Here is a 23,624-nt window from a genome sequence, read left to right as displayed (position 1 = left end):
AGCCGCCCTACATGCTGTGGCCGGCAGAAGACGCGTCATCCGGCGATCAGCGCCACCCCGGCGCAGACGACGACGGCGCCCAGTACGCGACGCACCGGGTCGGGCTCCTTGAACAGCCACCAGGCCAGGAGTGCACCGATCACGATGGAAGACTCCCGGACCGGCGCGACCAGGGCGACCGGCGTCGTCGTCATCGCGTAGAGCACCAGGATGTAGGCCAGGGGTGAGAGGACACCGATGATGCCCACGAGTCTGTGATCGATCCGCCAGGTGGCGGGGATCAGGGCCCTTCTGCGCAGCACCCAGGGCAGCATCACCAGTGATTGGAAGACGCTGCTGAGCGCGAAGTACAGGATGGGCTCGAGATCGAGGCGGGTCATGGAGAAGCTGTCCCACACGGTGTAGGCGGCGATGGCGATTCCGGTCGTTGTTCCGTAGAAGAGCCCCGCGGAGACCCTCTTCCCGCCTCCGAACAGCCGCCGGCCCGCGACGATCAGGATTCCTCCGATGACCACGAGGCCGCCGAGCAGGGCGGAGGTCTCCGGGCGTTCACCCAGCAGCCCGACGGCGATGACCATGGTCAGCACCGGTCCGACCCCTCGGGCCACCGGGTAGACCACGCCCAGGTCGGCCCGCCGATACCCGGTCTGAAGCAGCATCGCATAGCCGACGTGCAGGAGAGCCGTGAACAGCGCGGCGCCCGGAAGCTCCCAGCCGTAGGACGCACTCGTGCGGAGCATCTGCACCAGGCCCACCGGGAGGCAGAGCAGCCCGCCCAGGGAGAAATAGAGCCAGACGAAGACGGTGGTGTCGCCGCGGGATGTCTTGGCCGCCAGGTTCCACGTCGCATGGAAGACTGCCGCGGTCAGGACGAGCGCCAGGGCCTCGGTGCTCACCCAGGTCCCCCGAGCTCCGCAATGGGAGGTGCCACGATCCCAGAATGCCTCGTCACGTTCCAGAGACTACCCGAGGGTCGGAGCTGACCGGACGGCGCCGATGCGGCCCCGAACACGGCCCCGAACACGGCCCCGAACACGGCCCCGAACACGGCCCCGAACACGGCCCTGAACGCGGCCGTGACTTTCGGCACCTGCGTGCGTCGCGCCGTCCGCCTAACGTGGGCGTCATGAGCGACTCGGCGCAGGTCTCGAAACGGGAATCTCCTCGTCTGCCCCTTGCGGCGAGGCTGGCGCTGGCCATCCTCGGCTGTCTGGTCATCTGGGTCGCCGTGACTCAGCTGACGGGTCTCTGGTGGGGACAGGAGTCGCTGGGTCGGCATGTGTCCAACGCGGTGGGAGTGACGCTGCTGGCCGTGCCGATGGTCCTGATCCTCTGCCGGCAGGTGGATAGACGCCCGCTCTCCTCCCTCGGCCTGTCCGGGGGTGGCGGAGCCCTGAAGGACATGCTGCGTGGCGCCCTCACCTGGGTGCTGCCGGCCGGGGTCGGACTGGCAGCGGTGGTCCTCCTCGGCTGGGTGGAGATCCGGGTCGAAGCGACGCCGGGGGAGCTGGTCGGCGCGGTGCTGCTGCTGGTCCTGCTGGTGTTCGTCTATGAGGCTCTCCCTGAGGAGCTCATCTTCCGAGGCTATATCTATAGGAATCTTGCGGACGCGGTGGCGCCCTGGGTGGCTGCCATCGGCCAGGCTCTCCTGTTCTCGTTCTTCGGCACCGCCCTGTGGGTGATCTCCGTCGGGTGGGGAGTGTTCCTCGAACGGTCTGTGCTGTTCTTCTCGATGGCTGTCGTGGTGGGGCTGCTGCGGGTGATGTCCGGTTCGGTGTGGGGCCCGATCGGATTCCATCTGGCTTTCCAGGTGACGATGCAGCTGTTCCTTTCCTCGCGCTATGCGACCGTCCACGTCGATGACGAAGCGATCTTCACGATCGCCACGGCGGTCGTGGCGTTCTGCGCGGCGACTACGGTCGCCGGGTTCCTGTGGCGGGGGCCGGTGAACTGGCGCGAACCGGAAGCGGAGGAACCGGTCTCGCCGCCGGGCGAGTCACCTCAGGGCTCCAGGGCGTCTTCGAGCCCTCGAGGCAGCTGATGCTTGGAGACTCTCTGGCTCGGCGTGAGCGGCATCTGGTCGATCACCCGCACGTAGCGGGGCAGCTGGAATCTGGCCAGATGTTGGGCGCCCCAGTGGAGCACCTCACGAGGGTCGAAGGCTTCGGCGTCGGCGGGTTCGAGGAACAGCAGCATTTCCTGCTCTCCGATCTCGGCCTCCACACCGATGACGGCACATCGGTCCACCGCAGGGTGCTGGGAGAAGACGTTCTCCACCTGCCAGGTGGAGACGTTCTCCCCACGGATGCGCACGGCGTCGCTGGTTCGTCCGTCGAAATGCAGCTGCCCTCGGTCATCGAGATGTCCCAGGTCCCCGGTGACGAACCAACCGTCGGCGGTGGAGGATCTCGACGTCGCCTCGGGGCGGTTCAGGTACCCGCTGGTGATGAGGCCGGGGATGTGGCTCCGGACCGTGACCTCGCCCTGCCCGCCGCCGTTCACGGAGGAGGAGAGCAGGTCCACCTCAAACCATGGCAGGGGAGACCCCACCCCTCCTGCCGACACGTTCTTGTTGACGGTGACGATGCTGGATGTCTCGGTGCTGCCGTAGCACTCGTGCAGGGCGAACCCGAAGCGTTCCTGCGCCGCCTGCCACAGCGCCGGTGTGGCACCTGCCCCCCAGGCGACACGCACGCCGTGGTGCTGCTCCTCCGCAGAGACGGGGAGCTGCAGCAGAATCTGGAGCACTCCGCCCAGGTAGTGCACATGGGTCACGCCATGGTGCGTCACGTCTGACCAGAACCGTGAGGCGCTGAACCGCGGCGCGAACACCAGGTGGACCTCGGCGTAGAGCGGAAGCAGCATGGTCTGCGCCCCGCCGATATGGAACAGGGGCTCCCAGAGGTACAGCACATCACCGCGGCGGACCTCCGTGACGTGCATGGTTCCCAGGACGCACGCCCGCAGCATGGTCGCGCTGACCTTGACCCCCTTGGGCGGGCCCGTGGTGCCCGAGGTGTACATCAGCAGCTCCGCGTCGGGCAGCGGCTCAGGAGGATCCTCACGAGGCAGTTGCCACAGGACGGCACCACCGCCCAAGTCGAGATCCCTGGCGATCGACGCCGTCTCGGCCACACGGCGGGCGAAGTCGCTGTCTGCCTCCAGCACCATGTGGGTGACCTGGGCATCGTCCATCTGGTGGGCGAGGGGCAGGCCCTTCAGCTGCGGATTGACCGGCACCCACAGGGCACCGCGTCGGAACAGCGCCAGGATGGTCGCCGCGTGCTGGACCGTCGTCGACAGTCCCACCCCCACCCGGGATCCTGGATCCACCTCGAGTGTCTCCAGCAGCTCGGTGATGTTGTCCACGAGGAGGTCCAGCTCGGCCAAGGTGATGATCTTCTCGCCCTCTACGGCGTAGACCTGGTCGGGGTCGGTGGCGGCGCGACGGCGCAGCTGCTCGGGGATCGCCGGGCCGTGGACGAATCGGTGGGCGTCCACCGTCTGGTGAATCGGTGCGTCCATCAGCTGTCGGACCCCCTGCCCTCGCGCGTCTCCTGCCCGCGGGAGAGGAACGCGCCGGCAGTCGCCTGAGGTTCTCCGTCGTCGTAGGCCTTCCTGTCCGAGGCCAACGCGGCGTCGAAGGCATCCTTCAGTCCCGGAAGCAATGTGGCGTGGACCCGCTGCTTCGTGAGCCGGAAGGCCTGCTTCGGAAGGCGCGCGAGCTCGTCGACCAGTTGCTTGCTGCGGGTGAGGACCTCGTCCTGGGGCAGGATCTCTGCGATCAGTCCCAGCTGGTGTGCTTCCTCCGCTGACATCAACCTGCCGGTCAGCATCAGCTCGGTGGTCTTGCTGTGGCCCAGCGACTGCCAGGTCAGGTACATCCCGGTGATGCTGGGGATGCCTGACTTCACCTCCGGCTGGCCGATGCGGGCCCCGGAGTGGGCGATGCGCAGGTCGCAGAGCAGAGCCAACTGGTAGCCGGAGCCCGCGGTGACGCCGTTGAGCGCGGCGACCACCGGCTTCGAGGTGCCCAGTACGGCGTTGTAGACGCGGTAGAACGTGTCGAGCCACCCTTCGACGTGGTCGGTGGTGAAGGTCTCCAGCTCGTTCAGGTCCTGGCCGGAGCAGAAGGCACGGTCACCGGCGCCGGTGAGGACGATTCCCTTGACGTCGTCGTCTGCATCCAGTTCGGCCATCAGCTCCTCGACCCGTTGCTGCATGCTGCGGCTCCAGGCGTTGAGCGCCGTCGGGTTGTTCAGAGTCACGACGGCGCATCCGTCGGTGATCTCAAGGTCTACCTGGCCCATGGGGTTCATCACTCCGTCTCGTGGTGGTGGATTCTTCTGGTGGTGGATTCTTCTGCCGGTGGAGCTGGTGCGCCGCAGAACAGGTGGCGCCGGCAATGGTCAGCTCGACGTCGTCGTCGCGCTGGGGGAGGAGCCGATCGTGACCGGGGTGTCCTGGCTGAGCTGGTCGAAGCTGCGCTGCATGGCGTCGCCGGGCCTGGGCCCCAGCGTGTTGCCCAGCCACAGGGCCAGGACGCCGACGAGGAAACCAGGCACCAGCTCATAGAGGCCGATGGTGTCGATCTGGCGGTAGACGACCACGGTCAGGCCACCGCCGACCATGCCGCACAGGGCTCCGAACCAGGTGGTCCGGCGTGAGTACAGCGCGGCGAGCAGGACGGGCCCGAAGGCCGCACCGAACCCGGCCCAGGCGTAGCCGACAAGATCCAGGATCGTCCCGCCCTGGAGAGCGATGGCCACGCCGATCACCGTGCTGAGCCCCACGGCAGCCCGACTCAGCCACACCAGGGACCTGTCGGACGCCTCTTTGTTGATGAACGCCCGGTAGAAGTCTTCGGTGAGCGTGGTGGAGGCGACCACCAGCTGTGAGTCGGCCGTGCTCATCACTGCGGCGACCACGCCTGCCAGGAAGACTCCGGCGATCCACGTGGGCAGCAGTCCGGAGACCAGCTCCATGTAGGCGTTCTCCGGACTGTCGAGGTCGCCCCCGAAGATGGCGATGGCTGAGAACCCGATGATGGCGGCGAAGCCCAGCAGGGTCAGGGACAGGAAGACCCCGAGCCGGGCGCCGTTCTTGGCGGATTTGCTCGACCGCATGCCCATGAAGCGAGCCAGGATGTGGGGGAGGCCGAAGTAGCCGAAGGCCCACGCCAGGCCGGACACCGCCGCGACCACCGTGAATGACGATTCCGTCAGCCACGCACCGTCGACGAGGCTGACCTCGGCGAAGGCCGAGCCGATGCTCGGGTTCTCTGCCTGGACAGCTTCGACGATCGCGCCGGGACCGCCGGCATGGACGACAGCGGCCACAGAGATGATGGCCAAGCTGCCGAACATCAGGCAGCCCTGGAGCACGTCGGTGTAGCTGCTGGCCAGGAATCCGCCGAGCGAGGAGTAGACCATGACGACGAGCGCACCGACGATGACACCGACCGTGGTGGAGACGCCGAAGACCTGGTTGAAGATCATCCCGGTCGCCAGGAAGGCGGAGCCGAGGTAGATCACGTAGAAGATGATCACGATCAGCGCAGAGACGGATCGTAGGAGCTCACTGTGGAATCGGTTGGCGAAGAATCCGGGTACTGTGACCGACTCGGTCCCTTGGCCCCGGCGCCAGTCATAGCAGCGAGCGGAGTAGTCACGCAGGCGGGCGGCCAGCAGCCGCCAGCTCAGGTAGAAGCCCAGCGTGAGCCCCAGGATCATCCAGATGTTGCTCATCCCGCTGACATAGAACGCTCCGGGCAGCCCGAGGAAGACCCATTGGCTGGAGTCGCTCGCCTTGGCGCTGACGGCCGTGACGAAGGTGCCCAGTCTGCGTCCCCCGATGGCGAAGTCACTCATCTCGGAGTTCTTGCGGTACGCCCATACGCCGATGATCAGGACGACCACGAAATAGAGGGTGAAGGCCAGCACTGTGGGTGCTTCAGTGTTCCCAGACATCTGTGACTCCCTGCGCCTCGGTGAGGACCAGACTGTCTGGCCCTCGTGCGGTGATGAGTCCACAGCCTAGGAGCGGCCCATCGGCAGGGGGAGGGGGTTGTGATAAGACCTGGACACTCTCAGCGACACTGATCCTTACGCTCGTCCCGAGTCGGGGCGGTTCAGGGGCCCTGAGGCGAGCTTCGTGGTGATCGCGGCATCGAGGTGTCTACGGCGTGTGCCACGGCATCGAGGAATGAGGTGGCGAGCGGCGTGCGCTGTCCCAGTCTGGTGGCGGCCATGATCTGCCGACGGGGCAGCTGTTCGGTGAGGGGAAGGGCGATGGTCCTCTCGCGGTCGACATGGGCGAGCGCCGGAATGAGCGCCACTCCGAGCCCTTCGGCCACGATGCCTCGGATCGTATCCATGTTGTTGCTGCGGAAGGTGACGTCTGGGGTGAAACCTGCTTTTCCGCAGAAGGACGTGAGGCAGTCGCTGGCCGCGGTCTCCTTCGTGTGAGTCACCCAGCGTTCGAGCCGCAGCTCCGCGAGTTCCACAGCGTCACGGCTGGCCAGTCGGTGATGACGAGGTGCGATCAGGTGAAGCTCCTCGACGCCGATCTCCGTCAGCTCCACGGCGGAGGACCACTGCTTCGGCACCAGGTCGTACTGGAAGCCCAGGGCGACGTCGAGTTCTCCGCTCTCCACGCGGGGGAACAGTTCGTAGGGCTCGCCTTCGTCCAGTGAGATCTGCACCTTCCGACGGCGGACGAGGAACCGTGTGATCGCCTGCGCCACGATCGGCCCGCCGGCGGAGGCGTAGGTGCCGACCCGCAGTCTCCCCTCCTGACCTGCTGACCAGCGTTCGACATCGACCTGGAGCTGATCGATCAGGCGGAAGACCTCAGCTGCATGCTCGTAGAGATACTCTGCCGCCCCGGTGGGAACGATCCGCCGCGGTTCCCGATGGAAGAGCTCCAGGCCGAGACTCCTCTCAAGCCCGGCCATCTGTTGCGACACCGCGGATGAGGTGTAGCCCAGGTCGCGGCCGGCGGCGGCGAAGGAGCCCTGCTCCATCACGGCACGCAGGGTCTTCAGGGTCGTCAGATCCAGGGACATCCTGTGACACTACCGCCGGTTGGCCTGTGGCACACGGAATGCCGGACGGGTCACCCACGGGCGGGCAGGCGGCCCGGTGCTGCGATGAGGATGGCACCCAGCGAGAGGGCCAGGAGCACAGCGGCTCCTCAGGTCCCCACGCCCGACAGCCTCGACGGACAGCAGCAGCGCTGCGGCGCGGGAGCCCCGCAGGCGGGCTTAGTCGGGCACAGGCGGAGCCAGCCGGTGAAAACCTGTGAGGTTGGGCGTCACCGACACCTCGACACCTGCCGCGGAGAGCTCCCGGATGTACTGCATCACCGAGTCGTCGGGGTGCCCGTAGATGTCCAGCCGCTCGACGCTGGCATGCTTCATCACGTCACGGATGTAGGGGTCCGACATCTCCCAGTGAGCTCTGATGGATGCTGAGTCCGGGTAGAGCTGAAAGCTGTAGGCACGCTCTCGTGATTCATCCACGTAGGCCTCGACCATCAGGTGCGGCCCGTTGGCCTCCACGAACTCCACGGCGCTCTGCAATGCCTTCGTGAAGCCCTGCATCTCGGCAGCTGGGACCTTCATCGTGTTGATGAACAAGATGGCATCTGACACGTCCACTCCCTTCATCGACTGGTGTCACCCCACCGCCCGACAGTGGGCGCTCACCTGAACGGCGGCGGTCTCGACCGGATCGCCTCAGTGGGCCGGCACCGACACGCAGACCAGGTCGGTGTCGACCATCGCCTCCACCTGACCAGGTGAGTCCTCAGGCACGTGGAGGAACTCCCCGGCATGGACCAGCAGCTCACCGCTCTCGGCGTCGGCGTCCCTCCACTCCTTGCGGCTGTGGCGTTGGGGGACTGGCGGGCGCCGTACGTCCGTGGGACGACGTGAACTGTTGACGGCGGGGCGGGAGTGCAGGATCAGCCAGCGAGGTGGCGGCGTAGATGCTCCGCGGTATGGGTGTTGCTGTCGGCGGTCATCTGGTCGGGGGTGCCATCGAAGACGATCTGGCCTCCGTCGTGTCCGGCCTCGGGGCCGATATCGATGATCCAGTCGGCGGCGGCGATGATGTCGAGGTTGTGCTCGATGACGACGAGCGTCGATCCGGCGTCGATGAGCCTGTCGAGCAGTCCGATGAGCCGGGAGATATCGGCGATGGGCAGTCCGGTGGTCGGCTCGTCAAGGATGATCGTACGGCCGGGGGTGCCGAGTTCGGTAGCGAGTTTGAGGCGTTGGCGTTCGCCGCCGGAGAGGCTGGTGAGGGTCTGTCCGAGGGTGAGGTAGTGGAGTCCGACGTCGTGGAGCCGGGACAAAATACGCCCGATGGCGGGCTGGGTGAAGTAGTCGATTGCGTCGGTGACGCTCATCTCGAATACGTCGGCGATGTTCTTGCCGGCGACGCGATGTTCTTGGGCCTCAGGGGTGAAGCGTCGTCCTTCGCAGACTTCGCAGCGGGTGATGACGCCGTCCATGAAGGCGAGGTCGGTGTAGATGACGCCATTGCCCTCACAGGCCGCGCACCCTCCGGTGGAGTTGGGGGTGAACAGCCCGGCAGGTGCTCCGGTGCTCTTGGTGAACACGTCACGGATCAGGTTCAGCAGGCCGGAGAAGGTGGCGGGGTTGGAGCGACGCGAACCTCGGATGGGGCGTTGGTCGATGACGATCGCGTCGGCCTCGACGGTGGGCAGGTTGCCGAGAATCAGGCTGGATTTGCCCGATCCAGCGACTCCGGTCACGGCGGTCATCACTCCGCGTGGGATGCGGGTGGCGACGTGCTGGAGGTTGTTGGTGGTGGCGTCGTCGATGTCGATCCAGCCGTCGGGGGCACGCCGTGTCCGCACGGTGCGGCGATGTTCGCGTAGTCCGTGCCCGGTAGGAGTGTCGGCGTGGGTGAGGCCCTCGTAGTCGCCTTGGTAGGTGATATGGCCGCCGGCGTTTCCGGCACCGGGTCCTAGGTCGATGATGTGGTCGGCGATCGCCATGATGTCGGGGTCGTGCTCGACGACGAGCACGGTGTTGCCGCGGTCACGTAAGGCAAGGAGCATCTGGCCGAGAGCGGCGACATCGCGGGGATGCAGGCCCACGGTGGGTTCGTCGAACACGTAGAGCATGTCGGCCAGGGCACTGCCGAGATGACGGACCATCTTGATCCGTTGGGCTTCGCCCCCGGAGAGGGTAGAGGTGGTGCGGTCGAGGCTGAGGTAGCCGAGACCGAGGGACATCATCCGTTTCAGGTGGACGCCAAGGTTCGCGACCAGCGGTGCCACGGCAGCGCCGTCGATCTTCGCGACGTGTTGGGCGAGGTCGCTGATCTGCATGGCGTTGAGGTCGGCGATGGACTTGCCATTGATCAGACTGGCTCGGGCGGGTGTGGCGAGTCGAGAGCCGTGGCATTCGGGGCAGGGTCCACGGGAGACGATCCGCTCGAATGCCTTGCGCTGGGCGCCTTTGAAGGAGTCTGGCTCGCGTTGCAGGTAGATGCGATTGAACCGGGTGATAAGGCCCTCATAGGCGGTACCGACTGCATCCACCCCGGCCGGAGGGGTCTGCTCTCCGGCCGGCGCATGGAGAAACAGTTGGCGTCGTTCGGGGGTGTAGTCGCGGATCTTCATATCGGGGTCGAAGAACCCGGACTTGGCGTAGGCCTTCCACAGCCAGGTGCCCGGGTTGAACTTGGGGAAGGTGATCGCTCCTTCGTTGAGGGATCGGTCGTCGTCGACAAGTTCGGATTCCACGACCGAGGCCGCGACGCCGAGGCCTTGGCAGTTGGGGCACATGCCGGCGGGGTCGTTGAAGCTGTAGGCGTTGGAGTAGCCGGCCACCGGTTCTCCGATGCGGGAGAACAGCAGGCGCAGGCGTGCGCCGATGTCGCTGATGGTTCCGACCGTGGAGCGTGGTCCGCCGGAGAGACGCTGCTGATCGACCACGATGACGGCCGAGAGGTTCTCCAGCAGGTCGACGTCGGGATGGGCGTAGCTGGGCAGCCTGCCTTGAGCGAACGCCGAAAACGTCTCATTGAGCTGACGCGCTGATTCGGCTGCGATCGTGTCGAACACGAGCGAGGACTTACCAGAACCAGATACTCCGGTGACGACCACGAGCTGATGCTTGGGGACGTCGACGTCGATGTCTTGGAGTGAGTTCTGGCGGGCGCCGCGTACGCGGATTACGCCGTGGGTCGTGGTCGTCATGACAGTCTCCGGTAGGCACGAATAGCGAGGGGGATGAACGCCGCGGCCAGCGCGAGCGGCCAGCCGACGGCGAAGAGCACGGCGTGGTCGGCGATGAAGGTCACGCCGATGAGTTCGGTGCCCGACAGCAGTTCACGCACCGCCGATGCGGTCGCGGACAAGGGATTCCATTCGGCGGCCGCTCCGAGCCAGGAAGGCATCGTGCGCGGATCGACGAATACGGTCGAGACGAACGCCACCGGCCAGATCGCGAGCTGCGCAGTCGTGGCCGCCTCTGGCGTGCCGGCCTTCAAGCCGATCCAGACCCCAGCCCATAGCAGCCCGAAGCGCAGCCACAGCAGCAGGACGTAGGCGAGCGCGATGTCGGCAAGGCCGCCTTCCGGGCGCCAGCCGAGCAGCAGTCCTGCGGCCGTGACGACTGCGAGTTCTACGGCGGCGGTGAGCATGTCGGCGAGAACCCGTCCCAGCAGCACCGATCCGCGGGAGATGGGCAGGGTGCGAAACCGGTCGGTGACGGTCTTGGCGGCGTCTCCGGTGACAGCGGTGATCGTCGTCTCGATTCCCGAGAGCACGGTGAAGGCGAGGATTCCCGGCACGACGAACACGATGTAGTCCCCGGTGGTGCCGGCAATCGCCCCACCGAGCAGACCGCCCATGAGCAGCATGACCAGGACGGGGAACAGCAGTTGGATGCTGAACGTGATCGGTCGCGCCCGCCAATGCCGCATCGCGCGGCCGGTCAGGATGACGGCCTCGCGCACGATGTTGCCCGTGGTCAGGCCGTGGTGCTCGATCGTCGTGGTGCTCATGCTGCATCGCTCCCTTGATGCAGATGCAAGTAGACGTCTTCGAGGGTGGGCTCGCGCAATTCCATCCGCGGCTCGCCCACGAGTGCCTTCAAGTCCGACGGGGTGCCGGTGGCGACCACGGAACCCTCGCGTAGGATGACGACGTCATCGGCCAGCTCGTCAGCCTCCTCCAGGTACTGCGTTGTCAATAGGACCGTCGTGCCCTCATCCACTAACGAGCGCACCGTGTTCCAGATCGTGCGACGGGCGATTGGGTCGAGGCCGGTCGTCGGCTCGTCGATGAGGAGCACAGCGGGGCGGGTGATCATTGAGGTCACGAGGTCCAGGCGACGTCGCATGCCACCGGAGAGCCCGGATACCTTCTGCCCGCCGTGCTCGCTCAGGCCCGCCCGCTCCAGGAGCTCGGCTGCCTGCGACCGGGCGGCGGTACGTGAGAGCCCGATCAGCCGAGCGAACAGCTCCAGGTTCTCTCGGGCTGAGAGCACCTCGTCCAGGGCGGCGTACTGCCCCGCGACGCCGATCGATGATCGAACCCGCGCGGGATCTTGGTCCACTTCCCAGCCATTGACGCTCACAGTGCCGGAGTCCTTGCCCGTCAGCGTCGTCATGATCCGCACCAGGGTCGTCTTGCCGGCACCGTTGGCTCCCAGCAGCGCACATACCCGGCCGGAGTCGACGCGCAGATCGACACCGTTCAGCGCAGGCTTGTCTCGCTTGGGGAAGGTCTTGCGCACCGCCTCGACCCGGATCGAACCGGCCGGGTTCGTCTTGACATCCATGTCTGTTCCTCTCTTGGTGCTATATAGTGTACTATACAACGTATAGTTCAAGGAGGGTGCAGATGTCCAACCGCAGAAGCGTGGACGAGTTCAAGCTGATCGGGTTGCTCTGGCGTGACTCGCCGGCGAGCCCACGCAGCGGGATCAGCCGCCAAAGCGTCACCGCACTGGCAGTCGACCTCGCCGACAGAGAGGGTCTAGACGCAGTGACGATCCGTCGTCTGGCCGAGGAAGCAGGGGTCACCGCGATGGCGCTCTACCCTCATATCGGCGGCCGCGCCGAACTCGTCGAGCTCATGCTCGATCACGTCGCGGGCGTGACCTACGAGGCCGTCACGATCTCCGAGGGCGCGGACTGGCGGGAACGCGTCACCGCGATCGCCGAGGCGAACTGGGCAAGTTGCCAAGCCCATCCCTGGATCACGGACCTGGCCACCGGACGTCCGGTCCCTGGCCCTGGAGCCTCGAGCAAGTACGAGACAGAGTTGCGCGCCCTGGACGGGATCGGGCTGGCCGATATCGATATGGACTACACCCTTACTGCTGTGCTCTCGCTGGTGCAGGGAACTGCTCGAGCGACACTCGCGGCCCAGCGCTCCCGGCAGCCAGGCGAAGACCAGGACATTGACTGGTGGTCGAACATCGAGCCGACCCTGACCGCCGAAATCGGCGACCGGACAAGGTTCCCGACCGCCTCGCGCGTCTCACGCACCCTCGGAGAACAAACCGGCAAGGCCAACGACCCCGAAGGTGCCTACCGGCGTGGTGTCAGCTTGATCCTCGACGGCATCGCGCAACAGATCGGCCGCCCCAGGGCGTGACGCCGACCAGGCCGCAGCGCCCAGCCGATCAGACACTGACCGTGACGGCACCAGCGGTGCTACACGATTTCAGCCGGTACTCGCGCGAACGCGGACGGCCCTTCGACCCGGCTCCCAGCTGATCCTCTCCTGCACTTACACGCCCAGCCGCTGCGGAGTCTGGTTGCCCTGAAGCCCGGACGGGTGGTTGGTTGGTCAGGCTGCCAGTGCGAGTGGGCGGCGTTGGTGGTGGCGAAGATATGGCGGTGGTAGTACTCGTTCTTGAGCACGGGCCAGAACGATTCCGCGGCGCCGTTGTCCCAGCACACGCCGGTGCGGCCCATCGATCTCAGCACGCCCAGCTCGCTCGCAGCGTCGGCGAGCCGGGCACTGGTGTACTGGCCGTGTTCAAACGGTCGTCGCTGGTTTGAACCACGAGGATCTGGTGCACCTGGCTGGGTGGTTCTCAAGCCCGCGGAAGCCGCTCATGACGCTGATTCGCCGGGTTCTACGGGGATCACGGCGCTCGGTGTCGCGTCCTGAGCGTCAGCCTATCGAGGATGTGCGCGGCTCAGTGGCGAAAAATTCACCCCGGTCTCAAACCCGTTTGAGTGTCTCGAATCGGGCTGCGCTGGCCGAGGAGTACGCCAAGGGTGTGCCAGTTGATGAGCTGGTGCGGCGGTTCGGGATACATCGCACGACGGTGCACCGGCTCGCTTCTCAGGTGGGCGTCGCGATGCGCCGCCGCGGTCTGGATGAGCCCGGGCGCCGGGAGGCCGCGCGATTGTACGAGCAGGGCATGACGCTCGAAGAGGTCGCAGCTGAACTGGGGGTCGGCCATGAGACGGTGCGCTCTGCGGTCGTGGCCGGTGGGGGAACGATCCGCCCGCGCGGTCGCCGTCCCGCCAGGGTCTGACCCGCTGTGTAGCTCACCTCGCTGTCGGCAGGGGCGGTAGAGGCCGACGATGGCCTTCGCGTTGCTGGATCGGCCGCCATCGGGCGTTCGTGAGATTTCCGGCTGTACCGGCCCGGATTCGGTGGTTTCGTACGGTGTCCGTGCCCCATCCTCCGGTATATCGCGATGATCGCTGGCCTGCGCGGGGTTGGCTGGAGTGCTGCGCCGGTGGGTGTGGCTTTTGGGGTTCTGTCGACGCTCCGTGGCAACTTTCGCTTCCGGGTAATGCTGGCGGGGCTACGCTGACTGACGTTCCGTTAGCCGATCGCTCACCGGACGCTGTTCGGCATTGAGCGTGGGTCCGGTGCCAGACGGCGCCGGTTCCGTGCGGTCACAGGTAGCGGCAGACGGTCGTGGCGTCGCAGTTGGTGGGGTCGCTGGTGGCGGCACCGTCGCGAAGGTGCGCGACGGTGTGTCGCAGTGCCTGCAGGTCGGCGATCTGCTGGTCCAGGTCGCCCAGGCGGTCCTCGAGCAGGTCGTGCACGTGCTGGCAGGGCGCGACTCCGGCGTCGCGGATGTCGAGGACCTCGCGGATCTGGGCCAGGGTGAGCCCAGCGGTGCGGCCGCGGCGAACGAAATCCAGGCGCACCAGGGTATCAGGGGCGTAGTCGCGGTATCCGTTGGCGGTGCGCTCAGGCGGGGGCAGGAGTCCGGCCTCTTCGTAGAAGCGGAGCGTCTTGGTCGTGGTGCCGCTGGCCTCGGCCAGCTCACCGATGCGCACAGTGACCCCTTGCTCGGCTCTCTTCCATGTTCACCTTGACCTTCCCCTGCACTGGAACGTCCAGTGTGGTCACTGAAAACGCGTAACGCAAATGAGGGTGCGAGATGACTGAGGACTACGACATCGATCTGGCCGTGATCGGCTCAGGAGGCGCGGCCATGTCGGCCGCCATCGCGGCCAGCCAGGCCGGTAAGAGCGTCGTGCTGATCGAGCGGGGTGTCCTGGGCGGCACATGCGTGAACATCGGCTGCGTGCCGTCCAAGACGCTCCTGGCGGCCGCTGGAGCCCGGCACGCCGCGATCACCAACCCCTTCACCGGCGCCCCAACGGCAGCCGGGCGCGTGAACCTCGGCGATCTGGTGGCCCAGAAGGACGCCCTGATCGAGCGCCTGCGCGATGCGAAGTACGCCGACGTGGCCGCCGCCTACGGCTTCGAGGTCCGCCCGGGCCAGGCTACCTTCCTGGACAGGGACACCCTGGCCGTCGACGGCCAGTCGCTGCGGGCACGGGCCTATCTGGTCGCCACCGGCTCCACCCCCGCCGTCCCGGACGTGACCGGCCTTGGCTCCGTGGACTGGCTGACGTCCACCACCGCGATGCAGCTCACTGAGCTGCCCGAGTCCCTGGCCGTCATCGGTGGCGGGTACGTCGGGATGGAGCAGGCCCAGCTGTTCGCTCACCTCGGCGCCCGGGTGTCGGTGGTGGGGCGTCTGGCGCCCCACGCCGAGCCGGAGCTGGCCCAGGGTCTTCGAGAGATTTTTGCCGACGACGGCATCACCGTGGTGGAAGAGCACGCGACGACGGTGGCTCGCGAGGCGGGCCCCGCAGGAGAGGTGGTGGTGACCACGGACTCGGGCGAGCAGGTGCGCGGCGCGCGGGTCCTGGTGGCCACCGGACGCCTGCCCCGTATCGACGGCCTGGACCTGGCTGCGGCCGGTGTGGACGTGGACGAGCGGGGCTTTATCGTGGTCGACGAGGCCCAGCGCACCTCCAATCCCCGCATCTACGCCGCGGGTGACGTCTCTGGGGCTCCCCAGTACGTCTACGTCGCCGCCGCTGGCGGTCGGGCCGCCGCGCTCAACGCCCTGACCGATGACGGAGTCCCGCAGGTAGCTCGGGTCGACTACGCCGGCTTGCCAGCGGTCGTCTTCACCCGGCCCCAGCTGGCCTCAGCGGGGCTGACCGAGGACGAGGCCCTCATCCGCGGGCACGCTTGCGACTGCCGCGTCCTGGACCTTTCCGACGTCCCCCGGGCGCTGGTCCAGCACGACACCCGCGGCGCGGTGAAGCTCGTCGCCGACGCCGAGAGCGGCGAGATCCTGGGCGTACACGCCCTGGCTGACGGCGCCGGAGAGATCATGCTGGCGGCCACCTACGCCATCAAAGCCGGCATGACCGTCGATGATCTGGCCGATACCTGGGCGCCATATCTGACCATGGCCGAAAGCCTGCGCATCGCGGCCGGCCTCTTCCGCAACCAGATGCCAACGTCCTGCTGCGCTTGACCCGCGGCCCCAACCCGAGGCTGGGCCAGAGCGCGACGTCGCCTGGTGGTGCACGCGCTCCTGTGCCGCGCCGGGCACAACACAAGCACGACCCACCGCCCTAGATGCCTTGGACCTGTAAGCACTCCTTCAGACAGTGGGCTGCGGCATCTCCATAAGGGGAACCCGCCGGGCCGAAGCGTACCTGGGTTGGAAGAAGTGCGGTGGTGACGTCCCGCCAGGGGATCCTCTACCGGAACGTCGAGCCTGGGGACCTCTCTTGTTCGCTTTGGCTTCGTCAGAGACCAAACGCTCCGCCGCTGACGAGGATGAGGATGCCCAGGCCGATCAGGACGATGGGGAACAGGATGTGTTCCCAGCGTTCGAGGACTTCGGCGATCGGCGGGCGGGTGGCGACGAACTTGGCGAGTATGACTAGGACCGCGACGAGTGCGAGGAAGACGAGGCAGTAGGCGACCACTGCGATGGGTTCCACGTTGAGGAAGACGGGGACGTAGACGCCGATGTTGTCTCCGCCGTTGGCGAAGGTGACTCCTGCGACGGTCCACGCGCTGACCTTCTTGCCTGCGATCTTGGCGTCATCGTCGTCATCGTCTCCGCGTAAGGCTTGCCATGCCGCCCAGAGGCCGAGGGTCAGGGGGATGAGCCCGAAGTACGGGATAGCTGCTGAGGGCAGGAATGCTCCGGCTCCGATAGTCACCAGCACAGCGGCACCGAGGATGCCGGCGAACCCCAGGTACTGGCCGACCAGGATGCGCGTGGTCGTCCCGCGTTGGCACGCGCCGCGGGCGAAAAACAGGGAGAGCACGATGATGTCGTCGATGTTGGTCACGATGAACAGGCCGATTGCCTGCAGGACGGAAGCCAGGATCACGCGACCACCTCTGCTGCGTCGCATCTGGGCACCGAGCAGGCCGGTTCAATGCACGGGGCGTTCTCGTCCAACGCGAGGGTGACGTCGACCAGGGCAGTCAGCGCCCGCGTCAGGTGCGGATCGGCGATCTCATAGCGCGTCTTGCGGCCCTCGGGCTCGGCGATCACGATCCCGCAGTCGCGCAGGCACGCCAGATGGTTGGACACGTTAGAGCGTGTCAGATCCAGATCGCGGGCCAGCTCTGCCGGGTAGGCCGGTCGGTCGAGCAGCGTCAGGATGATGCGGGACCTGGTCGGGTCGGCCAGCGCGCGGCCCAGCCGGTTCATGACGTTCAGGCGAGAAGCAATGGTCAGCATGCACTGAACTATACAGCAGGGACTGAAGTGTCCCAGGCGCAGCCCGGAATCAAGTTACGTGTGCGAACCGAGCCGAACACCCTCCTGGCTGTGCCAGTTGGGGAACCCATGACGGGAACGGTGCAGGTCATCGGTCGCGCGTGTTCGGGTGTTCGCAAGATCCGCCCGAGAAGGTGCCCGGCGACGGGGCGTCATGCCGGACACGCCCGTCGTCCCGCCAACGATTCCACTACCAGGTTCGTGCGTTGGGGCGTGAAGGTCCGGGGCAGTCTGCGGTTCTTGCCACCGCGTTTGGAGCGTGCGGCACATGTTGGTCACTGCGCATATCAGACCATCCTCGCCAACTCGGACATGCCTCTTTCGGATGTGTCGTTGGCCTCTTGTGGGGCGGTTCGTCGCTGTCGTCGACGTGCGCCGGCTTCACCGAGGCGGGCTCGGAGGAGCCAGGCGATGCTGGCGGGTCCGAGCCAGAGCATCTTGAATCCGGACCACACTGTCAGCAGTACGAACAGGTGGAGCCAGCCCGGCGCGCCCTGTTCGATAACGCCGACGAGCCAGACGGCAGCGGCGAAGTACGGGACGGCCAGCAGCATCGCTACCGGTCCCCACTTCACGCCGCGTCTGGTGTGGATCGCGTCAGCGAGGATGTTGGTGGGCATGTAGCGGCGCAGGAAGTATCGGATTCTGAGGCTTCCCGCTAGCAGGAGGCGGAACATGATCGGCTCCTCTCAATCGCACGTTTCACCTGAGGAGGCAGTGCGTTGAGAAGGGTCCAAAGCCGGACTGACCGCGTACGGCCGAGTGGTGAGAAGAATCCTGCCTCGCCTCCACGATACGCCCGATCTCTGACATCTGAAAGTGCTCACAGCCGGGGACCGATCTGGTCGCGTCCGGCCGGTTGCGGCCCCGGCCCATCCTGCCGGGGCCGGGTGATGGCTTGGGCGCGTTGGAGGGCGGTGTCGGCACGGGCGTGGCCGATCTTCTGCGCCGTGGTGTCCGGTTCGGGGCCGAGGGGGTGGCTGCCGGTGATCTGGTAATGGTCGCGGTAGGCGGCCACGACTCTCGCTTCGCGCCGCCACGCCTGCGCTTCCTTCTCTCCCTCGGGCACGGCGCCGAGCCGGGTAGTCCAGGGCTCTTGGTCGGTGATGGCGGTGTCCAGGACGGCGGTGGCTCGTTGCTCGATGAGTTGGTGACATTCATCGAGGGCATGGCGCATGTCAGCGGTCATCGGGCCTCGCGCTGCGGGGACGAGCCCGGCGATCAGCCGCGGTGCCGTCCGGGTCCGGCCCGAGCCGGCGGGACGTGCTGTGGCGCGAGTGACGCGGTGGTGCAGGACGGAGGCGATGTCGTCTGCGTCATCGAACCCGCGGGCCGCGATCAGGCGCGGGAGCAAACGGTCCATATCGTGGTGGTTGGCCTCGGCGCGCCGCAGCTCGGCGGTGAGTGCTCCGAAGGCCTCCGAGTCCGCCGCGGCGTCGGCCTGGCTTTCGGTGAGACCGCAGGCACGGATCAAAGTCGCCCAGCGGTCACGTTGGGCTGCGGCAGCGATGGTTTCGTACTCGGCCGCGAGTTGGGCGATCGAGCCCCACTGCTCGTGTTCCGCGGTGATGGTCTCATAGGCGGACAGCTCCGCGCCGACGTGCTGGAGGACGCCGTAGAGCACGCTCCGGGCGGTGGCGTCGGGATTGTCGCCTGGATGCGGCTCGGCGTGGGCATCGTCCGCGCGGTCCAGGACCACATACGCCCGGTTGGAGTGCCTGCCACGGGTCATGGCGACATAGAAGTTCTCCCGCGTGGTCGTCGGCCCCACCAACACATGCGCGGTATCGACCGTGACACCCTGAGCGCGATGTGCGGTGACCGCGTACCCAAGATCGACATGCTCGGCCACATACGACGTCGGCAGCACGATCGACCCGCCGAATCTGCGTCTGCTGGGACGGATCGTGACCGAGCCATCGTCGCGCACGTCTTTGATAGTCCAGGTGTCGCCGTTGCGGACCCAGTCCTTGCCGTTGCGAAGGCGCCGGTTGTTGCGGCGGGTGATGACCGTGTCCCCGACCCCGGCGGTGGTGCCGTCGGTCAGCTCGACCTCGCGGCCGGGTGCGAGGGTGCCGTCGAGGATCAGGTCCGCGCGGGCACGGGTGTTGAGGGTGTTCACGTCGTCGCGGGTCTCGGCGATCAGCACTGCCACCGACCCGGCGTCGCGGTCGGCGCGCCAGGCGGCGTAAGCGGCATCGGTCATCGCCTCGGCGTCGCCCTCGTGGATGCGGCCATGATCGAGGTAGGCGTCGATCACCTCGGTACGTCCATGCCGTAGCCCAAGGGATGCGGTCTTCTCCCAGGCGTTCGTGAAGCGGTGGACGTCGACCAACTGGGGAGCATCGTCCCGGTCGCTCACAAGGAGGTTGAATGCGCCACCGGCGTCCACGGACTGGAGCTGGGCGAAGTCACCCACCAGCAGCACCTTCGCGCCCGCCTGCTCCGCGAGGTGCGTGATCCGGTCCAGGGACAGGGTGCCTGCCAGGGATGCTTCGTCGATCATGACGAGCTGCCCCGCCTCGAACCTCGTCCCGTGCACGAGGTGGTTGGTCCACCATTTCGCGGTGTTCTCCGTCGCGATGCCAAGGTCATCAGCGAGGACCTGCGCTGCCACTGCGGAGGGGGCCAGCCCGACCACGGACCCGGAACCGTGTTCCTTCTCCCACATCCTCCGCAACGCCGACATAGCCGTGGTCTTGCCCGCACCTGCCGGGCCGACGAGCACGTCGAGCACCCGCCCGGAGACGGCGATCTTCATCAAAGCGTCGGCCTGGTCCTCGCCGAGCATTCGTCTCTCGGCATCGGCCTGGGAGGTGATCGTTTCCACAGTGCCGACTGGGACCGTGGGTGCGGTGATAGTGCGGGATCGGTCGAGCAGCCGGTCCTCGGCTGCGAGCAACAGCTCGGAGGAGAACACGGTGGAGTGCTTGGGCCGGAACACACTGGTGCCGTCCACGCGCCGGAGCGCTGCTGGGCTGGTAGTGAGGTCGGGTGGAGTGAGTCGCAGCGACGCGTTCTCGGCGGCGTCAGCGACCATGCCGACGATCGCCTCCCGGTCCTGCATGGAGGCGAACCGCCAGCCCATCGTCTGGCGGGACGCCTCGGCCATAAGGTTCCAACGGCGCCAAGTCGAGCGCTTCTCACCGACGACCTCGACCACCGCGATCCCGAGCTCGGCAACCACGCCGAGTGGGACGTCGTCGGCTCGCAGCAGTAAGGGCGTCTCGTTGTCGGTGACGGCGCGTGCCCATGTAGTGGCGTCCTGACCGATTACACCGGTGGCACGGGTGCGCCACTGCTCGGTGAGGTTCGCCAGCGACCGGACCTCCTTGTCGGGGCGCGTGGACAGGGTGGCTTGGGCGCGCAGCTTCATGATCGTCGCCGGTGACGGCCGCCGCCCGCGCTTGTCGACGTACTCGGCGATGAGGCGGTCGGTCTCGGTGTCGATGTGCCGGGCGCGGGTGGAGAACTCTTGGACCAGCTCTTCCGGCACACCGGTGATCGCCCACGCCGGGTTCCGGTCCCGGCCCATGTCACGGGCTTCCCATTCGACGCCGAAGGTGCGGGTCATGTGATCGGCGAACACCGCCTGGTGCAGCTCCGAGAGCGCGACGACGGCGGCGTGCATCGGCCGCCCATCCACGCTCCGCCACTTCCCATCCAAGGCAGTCTGTACCTTGTTGGAGATAACGACGTGGGTATGCAGGTGGGGGTCGCTGGCGCGGGAATCGAAGTGATCGAACGCCGTGGCTACCAGCCCGGTGACATCGACCTGTGCAACAGCTCCGTCGCCGGCGGTTGCGCCGGTGCGGGTGGCTGCAACCTCTCGCTCCATGAACGCAACCACCTCCGCAACCGCCCGATGATGCGCCTCACCGATCAACGCCTGCGTCCCGGCATCAGAGACCGCCCACAGTGCCGAAGCGGACTTCGGAATCGAGAAAGTGAAGTCGAACCCCGCAACCGCCCGCCGCGTCCCACACTCACTCTCCTCGGCCTCGATCTGCGCGACCGCCTCACCTTTCGCGCCAGGACTCAACGCCGGGTCGAGGCCAGCCACGCGGGCTTCGATCCGCTCTGCCGCGGACTTGTAGGCCGGGAACGCCAGACCGAGCGGGTCGCCGGTGAGCGGGTCGCGGCCCATACCCATCAAGAGCTGGAGCTGGGCCTCCGACACCCGATCACCCACGGCAAGTCGGCCCGTGCCGAGGGAGGCCACCCCCGACCCAAGCCACTGGCCTGGTGGTGTGCCCGCCTCGGCGTAGTAACGCGTGAGAGGGGTCGAAAGCGACCGATCACCATCGGCCGCAGCGACCGTGCGCAGCAGGTACTTGTAGCCGTCGCCAGCCGACATGACCCGCATCGAGACCGTCACCACTGCCTCCTTCGTGACAGTCAGGTGAGCGCCCGGCGACCAAGCCGAGCAGGCTCGGAGTCACTTGCTCTCGACAACCGACGTCAACCTTGGCTGACAGCGTCAACCTCGACCTGCAAGAGGCGTGGCAGCTTGGCAGCTCGGGGCAGCTTGGCAGCTCGGCAACTTCAAAGAGGACGGGAGCTAGGTCCCTTACTCGATCTGGCTGCGGAGCACCGAGACGTTCCTGACGGAAGTGCTATCTGACGGTCAGGTAAGCCGCAGGGTGGTGATACAAGTCGGATCATCCTCGTTCAGCGTCGTGACTGTCGCCGTCCCTGTTTGCCCCTCGTGTTCGATCGTCAAGGTTGCCTCGACCCCTCGCGGCACCCACAACCCGACGAAGCCGTTATCGAAGGTTTCACGCGTCTCGTTGACGAGCACCTTGCCGTCGGCGTCGGTGAGCATGACCTGAACGTCCGCATTTCCAAGTTCACCGATACAGGTGGTCAGGCTGTGGAAGTAGCAGTCGTGCGTCTGCTCTCGGTAAGGCGCGACCGAGACGTACACCTTGTCCTCGGGCATCGGCAGTTGTGTCTCGCGTTCCTGGTCATCGGTGAGCACGAGAGCGTCAGGCTGGACGGACGCGAGCAGATCAGTTGGGCGATCGGCAACGGGCATCGTGTCTAGCCGCTCGATGACCTGCGCGGCGTCGAGTCCACCCAGGTCGTGCACGGCTAGGAACTCGCTGTCTGAAACCTGGTTGCTGGACGATGACGATGCTGACTCGGGGGCGGAATCTGCACAACTGGTTAGCATTAGCCCGGAGAGGAGCACCGCGGCGGTGACGGTGATCAGGGTCCGTCGTCGCGGCTTGGTGGGGTGGGTCATGATGTGATCCTTCGAGACGTCGGTTCAGGTCGGTGCCGGAACGCGAGCGTTCCGGCACCGACTCTGATAGCGGGTTAGAGGGATGCCAGAAGGTCTTCCATCTCCTGGATTTCTGCGGTCTGGGCATCGATGATCGTTCGTGCGAATTCAACCGCATCCGGGTTGCTTCCCTCATCGACCTGGGTCTGTGCCATCGCGACCGCGCCTTCGTGATGGACGATCATCTGCTCCAAGAAGAGCCGCGACGCCTCCGCGCCGCCGGCCGCTTCGAGGGCGGCCAGATCCTCCTCACTCATCATTCCGTCGCCGTGATCCATCCCGTCCATCTCGTGTTCGTCGGGGTCGACACCCCAGTCATCCAGCCAGCCTTGGAGCTGTTCCATCTCGGGAGCCTGGGCCGTCTTGATCGCCTCGGCCAGCTCCATCACCTCCGGATCGAGGCCGTCCTTGGCTAGGACGATGTCGCTCATCTCGATGGCCTGCTCGTGGTGGACGATCATCATCGATGCGAACGTCACGTCCGCGTCGTTGACGTCTGCTGCTTGCTCGGATGAGCCGTGGTCCATACCCGGCATCGAGTCGTCCTCGGTCCCGGTGGAACAACCGGCGAGTACCAGGGCAGCGGACAGGGCGAGCGCGGCGGTCGCCGCAGTACGAATATTCATGAGTGTTCTCCGATATCAAGAGTCGCTTCAATGGCACGCGTACCTTGATGGCATCGCGCGAGTGATGGTGGGGACCCCGGGCGCGCTGGAAAGTCCCGGGATCACCGGCCCATCACGTGCGACTGATGCAGAGAACGTGCAAGGACGGTGCCCTGAGTAGCACCCGGTCCGTGAGGCGAACCTGGGGATATGCTCGGGGCTGGATGTGCATCCATCCGAGCAGGAGGCGAGGCGGCGTCAGGACGAGCAGCACGAGCAACAGCGCAAGCACACATGCCATCGCCATCCCCAGATGGTCACCCGCGCCGCAGTCCGCGCACGTACCCTCGTGTTCTTTGACTGTGTCACCGGACACATGCTGGCCCCCTGCACCGTGATCGGCCTCCCCGGTATCAGGGGCGGAAACCGAGATGGCTGCGGGCGCCTGGGCGGCCGGAGTACCATGCAGGTTCAGCGTATGCATCGTCACCAGGCCGACGATGATCCCGAACGCGATAAGACCGCCCAACAGGACGCGCCGGAAGATGCCCTGAAAGCCTCTCCCTGATCGCGTCACCGGCACGGATACCATAGGCGCAGTCTACCGACCGCTCCTGTGAGCGATCACGAGACGCCCAGACGCCCAATATAACGCGCA

Annotated in this window: 21 protein-coding genes; 4 read left to right on the top strand and 17 right to left on the bottom strand. The window is 66.4% G+C overall.

The features are described 5' to 3' along the window. Positions 1–35 precede the first annotated feature (35 nt). The gene (locus ODE13_RS15070; RefSeq protein ID WP_322480000.1) at positions 36–896 is read right to left on the bottom strand and encodes a DMT family transporter; all 861 of its coding nucleotides are present in this window, start codon (positions 894–896) and stop codon (positions 36–38) included. Between the two features lie 230 nt (positions 897–1,126). On the opposite strand from ODE13_RS15070, the gene ODE13_RS15065 reads away from it, so the two are divergent. Further along, positions 1,127–2,041: a CPBP family intramembrane glutamic endopeptidase gene (locus tag ODE13_RS15065; RefSeq protein WP_322479999.1), complete on the top strand. Its 915-nt coding sequence runs from the start codon at positions 1,127–1,129 to the stop codon at positions 2,039–2,041. Here ODE13_RS15065 and ODE13_RS15060 read toward each other — a convergent pair. The 8 genes from ODE13_RS15060 to ODE13_RS15025 form a co-directional block, all read right to left on the bottom strand. After that, positions 2,002–3,525, bottom strand: a complete 1,524-nt coding sequence (locus ODE13_RS15060) for a class I adenylate-forming enzyme family protein (RefSeq protein ID WP_322479998.1) — start codon at positions 3,523–3,525, stop codon at positions 2,002–2,004. The two genes, ODE13_RS15065 and ODE13_RS15060, sit on opposite strands and share 40 nt — an antisense overlap. After that, on the bottom strand, positions 3,525–4,319 hold the full coding sequence (locus ODE13_RS15055) for an enoyl-CoA hydratase/isomerase family protein (protein ID WP_322479997.1): 795 nt from the start codon (positions 4,317–4,319) through the stop codon (positions 3,525–3,527). Before ODE13_RS15055 ends, ODE13_RS15060 begins: the two co-directional genes overlap by 1 nt. Positions 4,320–4,409: 90 nt before the next feature. Continuing rightward, positions 4,410–5,969 carry a sodium/proline symporter gene (locus ODE13_RS15050; protein WP_322479996.1) on the bottom strand — a complete coding sequence of 520 codons (1,560 nt, stop codon included), beginning with the start codon at positions 5,967–5,969 and terminating at the stop codon, positions 4,410–4,412. Between the two features lie 161 nt (positions 5,970–6,130). Beyond that, the gene (locus ODE13_RS15045) at positions 6,131–7,066 is read right to left on the bottom strand and encodes a LysR family transcriptional regulator (RefSeq protein WP_322479995.1); all 936 of its coding nucleotides are present in this window, start codon (positions 7,064–7,066) and stop codon (positions 6,131–6,133) included. A gap of 198 nt (positions 7,067–7,264) precedes the next feature. Beyond that, complete coding sequence (locus ODE13_RS15040) at positions 7,265–7,654, bottom strand: hypothetical protein (protein WP_322479994.1); 390 nt, start codon at positions 7,652–7,654, stop codon at positions 7,265–7,267. A 311-nt stretch (positions 7,655–7,965) separates the two neighbouring features. After that, entirely contained in the window at positions 7,966–10,236 is a 2,271-nt protein-coding gene (locus ODE13_RS15035) for an excinuclease ABC subunit UvrA (protein ID WP_322479993.1), read from the bottom strand. Further along, positions 10,233–11,045, bottom strand: a complete 813-nt coding sequence (locus ODE13_RS15030; RefSeq protein WP_322479992.1) for an ABC transporter permease — start codon at positions 11,043–11,045, stop codon at positions 10,233–10,235. Before ODE13_RS15030 ends, ODE13_RS15035 begins: the two co-directional genes overlap by 4 nt. Beyond that, entirely contained in the window at positions 11,042–11,824 is a 783-nt protein-coding gene (locus ODE13_RS15025) for an ABC transporter ATP-binding protein (RefSeq protein WP_322479991.1), read from the bottom strand. Before ODE13_RS15025 ends, ODE13_RS15030 begins: the two co-directional genes overlap by 4 nt. A 62-nt stretch (positions 11,825–11,886) precedes the next feature. Here ODE13_RS15025 and ODE13_RS15020 point away from each other — a divergent pair, with 62 nt between their 5' ends. Both ODE13_RS15020 and ODE13_RS15015 read left to right on the top strand, forming a co-directional pair. Continuing rightward, positions 11,887–12,645 carry a TetR/AcrR family transcriptional regulator gene (locus tag ODE13_RS15020; RefSeq protein WP_322479990.1) on the top strand — a complete coding sequence of 253 codons (759 nt, stop codon included), beginning with the start codon at positions 11,887–11,889 and terminating at the stop codon, positions 12,643–12,645. A 586-nt stretch (positions 12,646–13,231) separates the two neighbouring features. Next, positions 13,232–13,540 (top strand): sigma factor-like helix-turn-helix DNA-binding protein, encoded by a 309-nt coding sequence (locus ODE13_RS15015; RefSeq protein WP_022916702.1) that lies wholly within the window; start codon positions 13,232–13,234, stop codon positions 13,538–13,540. 370 nt (positions 13,541–13,910) lie between these two features. Here ODE13_RS15015 and ODE13_RS15010 read toward each other — a convergent pair whose 3' ends face one another. Continuing rightward, positions 13,911–14,300, bottom strand: coding sequence for a heavy metal-responsive transcriptional regulator (locus ODE13_RS15010; RefSeq protein WP_322479989.1), 390 nt, complete (start codon positions 14,298–14,300; stop codon positions 13,911–13,913). Positions 14,301–14,404: 104 nt separating this feature from the next. On the opposite strand from ODE13_RS15010, the gene merA reads away from it, so the two are divergent. After that, positions 14,405–15,805, top strand: a complete 1,401-nt coding sequence (gene merA / locus ODE13_RS15005; protein WP_022916704.1) for a mercury(II) reductase — start codon at positions 14,405–14,407, stop codon at positions 15,803–15,805. A 277-nt stretch (positions 15,806–16,082) separates the two neighbouring features. On the opposite strand, the gene ODE13_RS15000 is transcribed toward merA, so the two are convergent. The 7 genes from ODE13_RS15000 to ODE13_RS14970 all read right to left on the bottom strand — a co-directional run bounded on the left by ODE13_RS15000 (position 16,083) and on the right by ODE13_RS14970 (position 23,558). Further along, positions 16,083–16,679, bottom strand: a complete 597-nt coding sequence (locus ODE13_RS15000; protein WP_265125673.1) for a cadmium resistance transporter — start codon at positions 16,677–16,679, stop codon at positions 16,083–16,085. Then, positions 16,676–17,035 carry a Cd(II)/Pb(II)-sensing metalloregulatory transcriptional regulator CmtR gene (gene cmtR / locus ODE13_RS14995; protein WP_022916706.1) on the bottom strand — a complete coding sequence of 120 codons (360 nt, stop codon included), beginning with the start codon at positions 17,033–17,035 and terminating at the stop codon, positions 16,676–16,678. Before cmtR ends, ODE13_RS15000 begins: the two co-directional genes overlap by 4 nt. Before the next feature lie 326 nt (positions 17,036–17,361). Next, positions 17,362–17,751 (bottom strand): hypothetical protein, encoded by a 390-nt coding sequence (locus ODE13_RS14990; RefSeq protein WP_022916707.1) that lies wholly within the window; start codon positions 17,749–17,751, stop codon positions 17,362–17,364. A gap of 146 nt (positions 17,752–17,897) precedes the next feature. Beyond that, positions 17,898–21,440, bottom strand: a complete 3,543-nt coding sequence (gene mobF / locus ODE13_RS14985) for a MobF family relaxase (RefSeq protein WP_322480055.1) — start codon at positions 21,438–21,440, stop codon at positions 17,898–17,900. A gap of 261 nt (positions 21,441–21,701) precedes the next feature. Continuing rightward, complete coding sequence (locus ODE13_RS14980; RefSeq protein ID WP_322479988.1) at positions 21,702–22,322, bottom strand: CueP family metal-binding protein; 621 nt, start codon at positions 22,320–22,322, stop codon at positions 21,702–21,704. Between the two features lie 74 nt (positions 22,323–22,396). After that, entirely contained in the window at positions 22,397–22,987 is a 591-nt protein-coding gene (locus ODE13_RS14975) for a DUF305 domain-containing protein (protein WP_322479987.1), read from the bottom strand. Between the two features lie 112 nt (positions 22,988–23,099). After that, positions 23,100–23,558, bottom strand: a complete 459-nt coding sequence (locus ODE13_RS14970; RefSeq protein WP_322479986.1) for a DUF6153 family protein — start codon at positions 23,556–23,558, stop codon at positions 23,100–23,102. Positions 23,559–23,624 lie beyond the last annotated feature (66 nt).

Source organism: Nesterenkonia sp. HG001 (assembly GCF_034438835.1).
GTDB classification, from domain to species: domain Bacteria; phylum Actinomycetota; class Actinomycetes; order Actinomycetales; family Micrococcaceae; genus Nesterenkonia; species Nesterenkonia xinjiangensis.
Note: the sequence above shows the minus strand (reverse complement) of the source record. Positions and strands in the feature narration are given on the sequence as shown.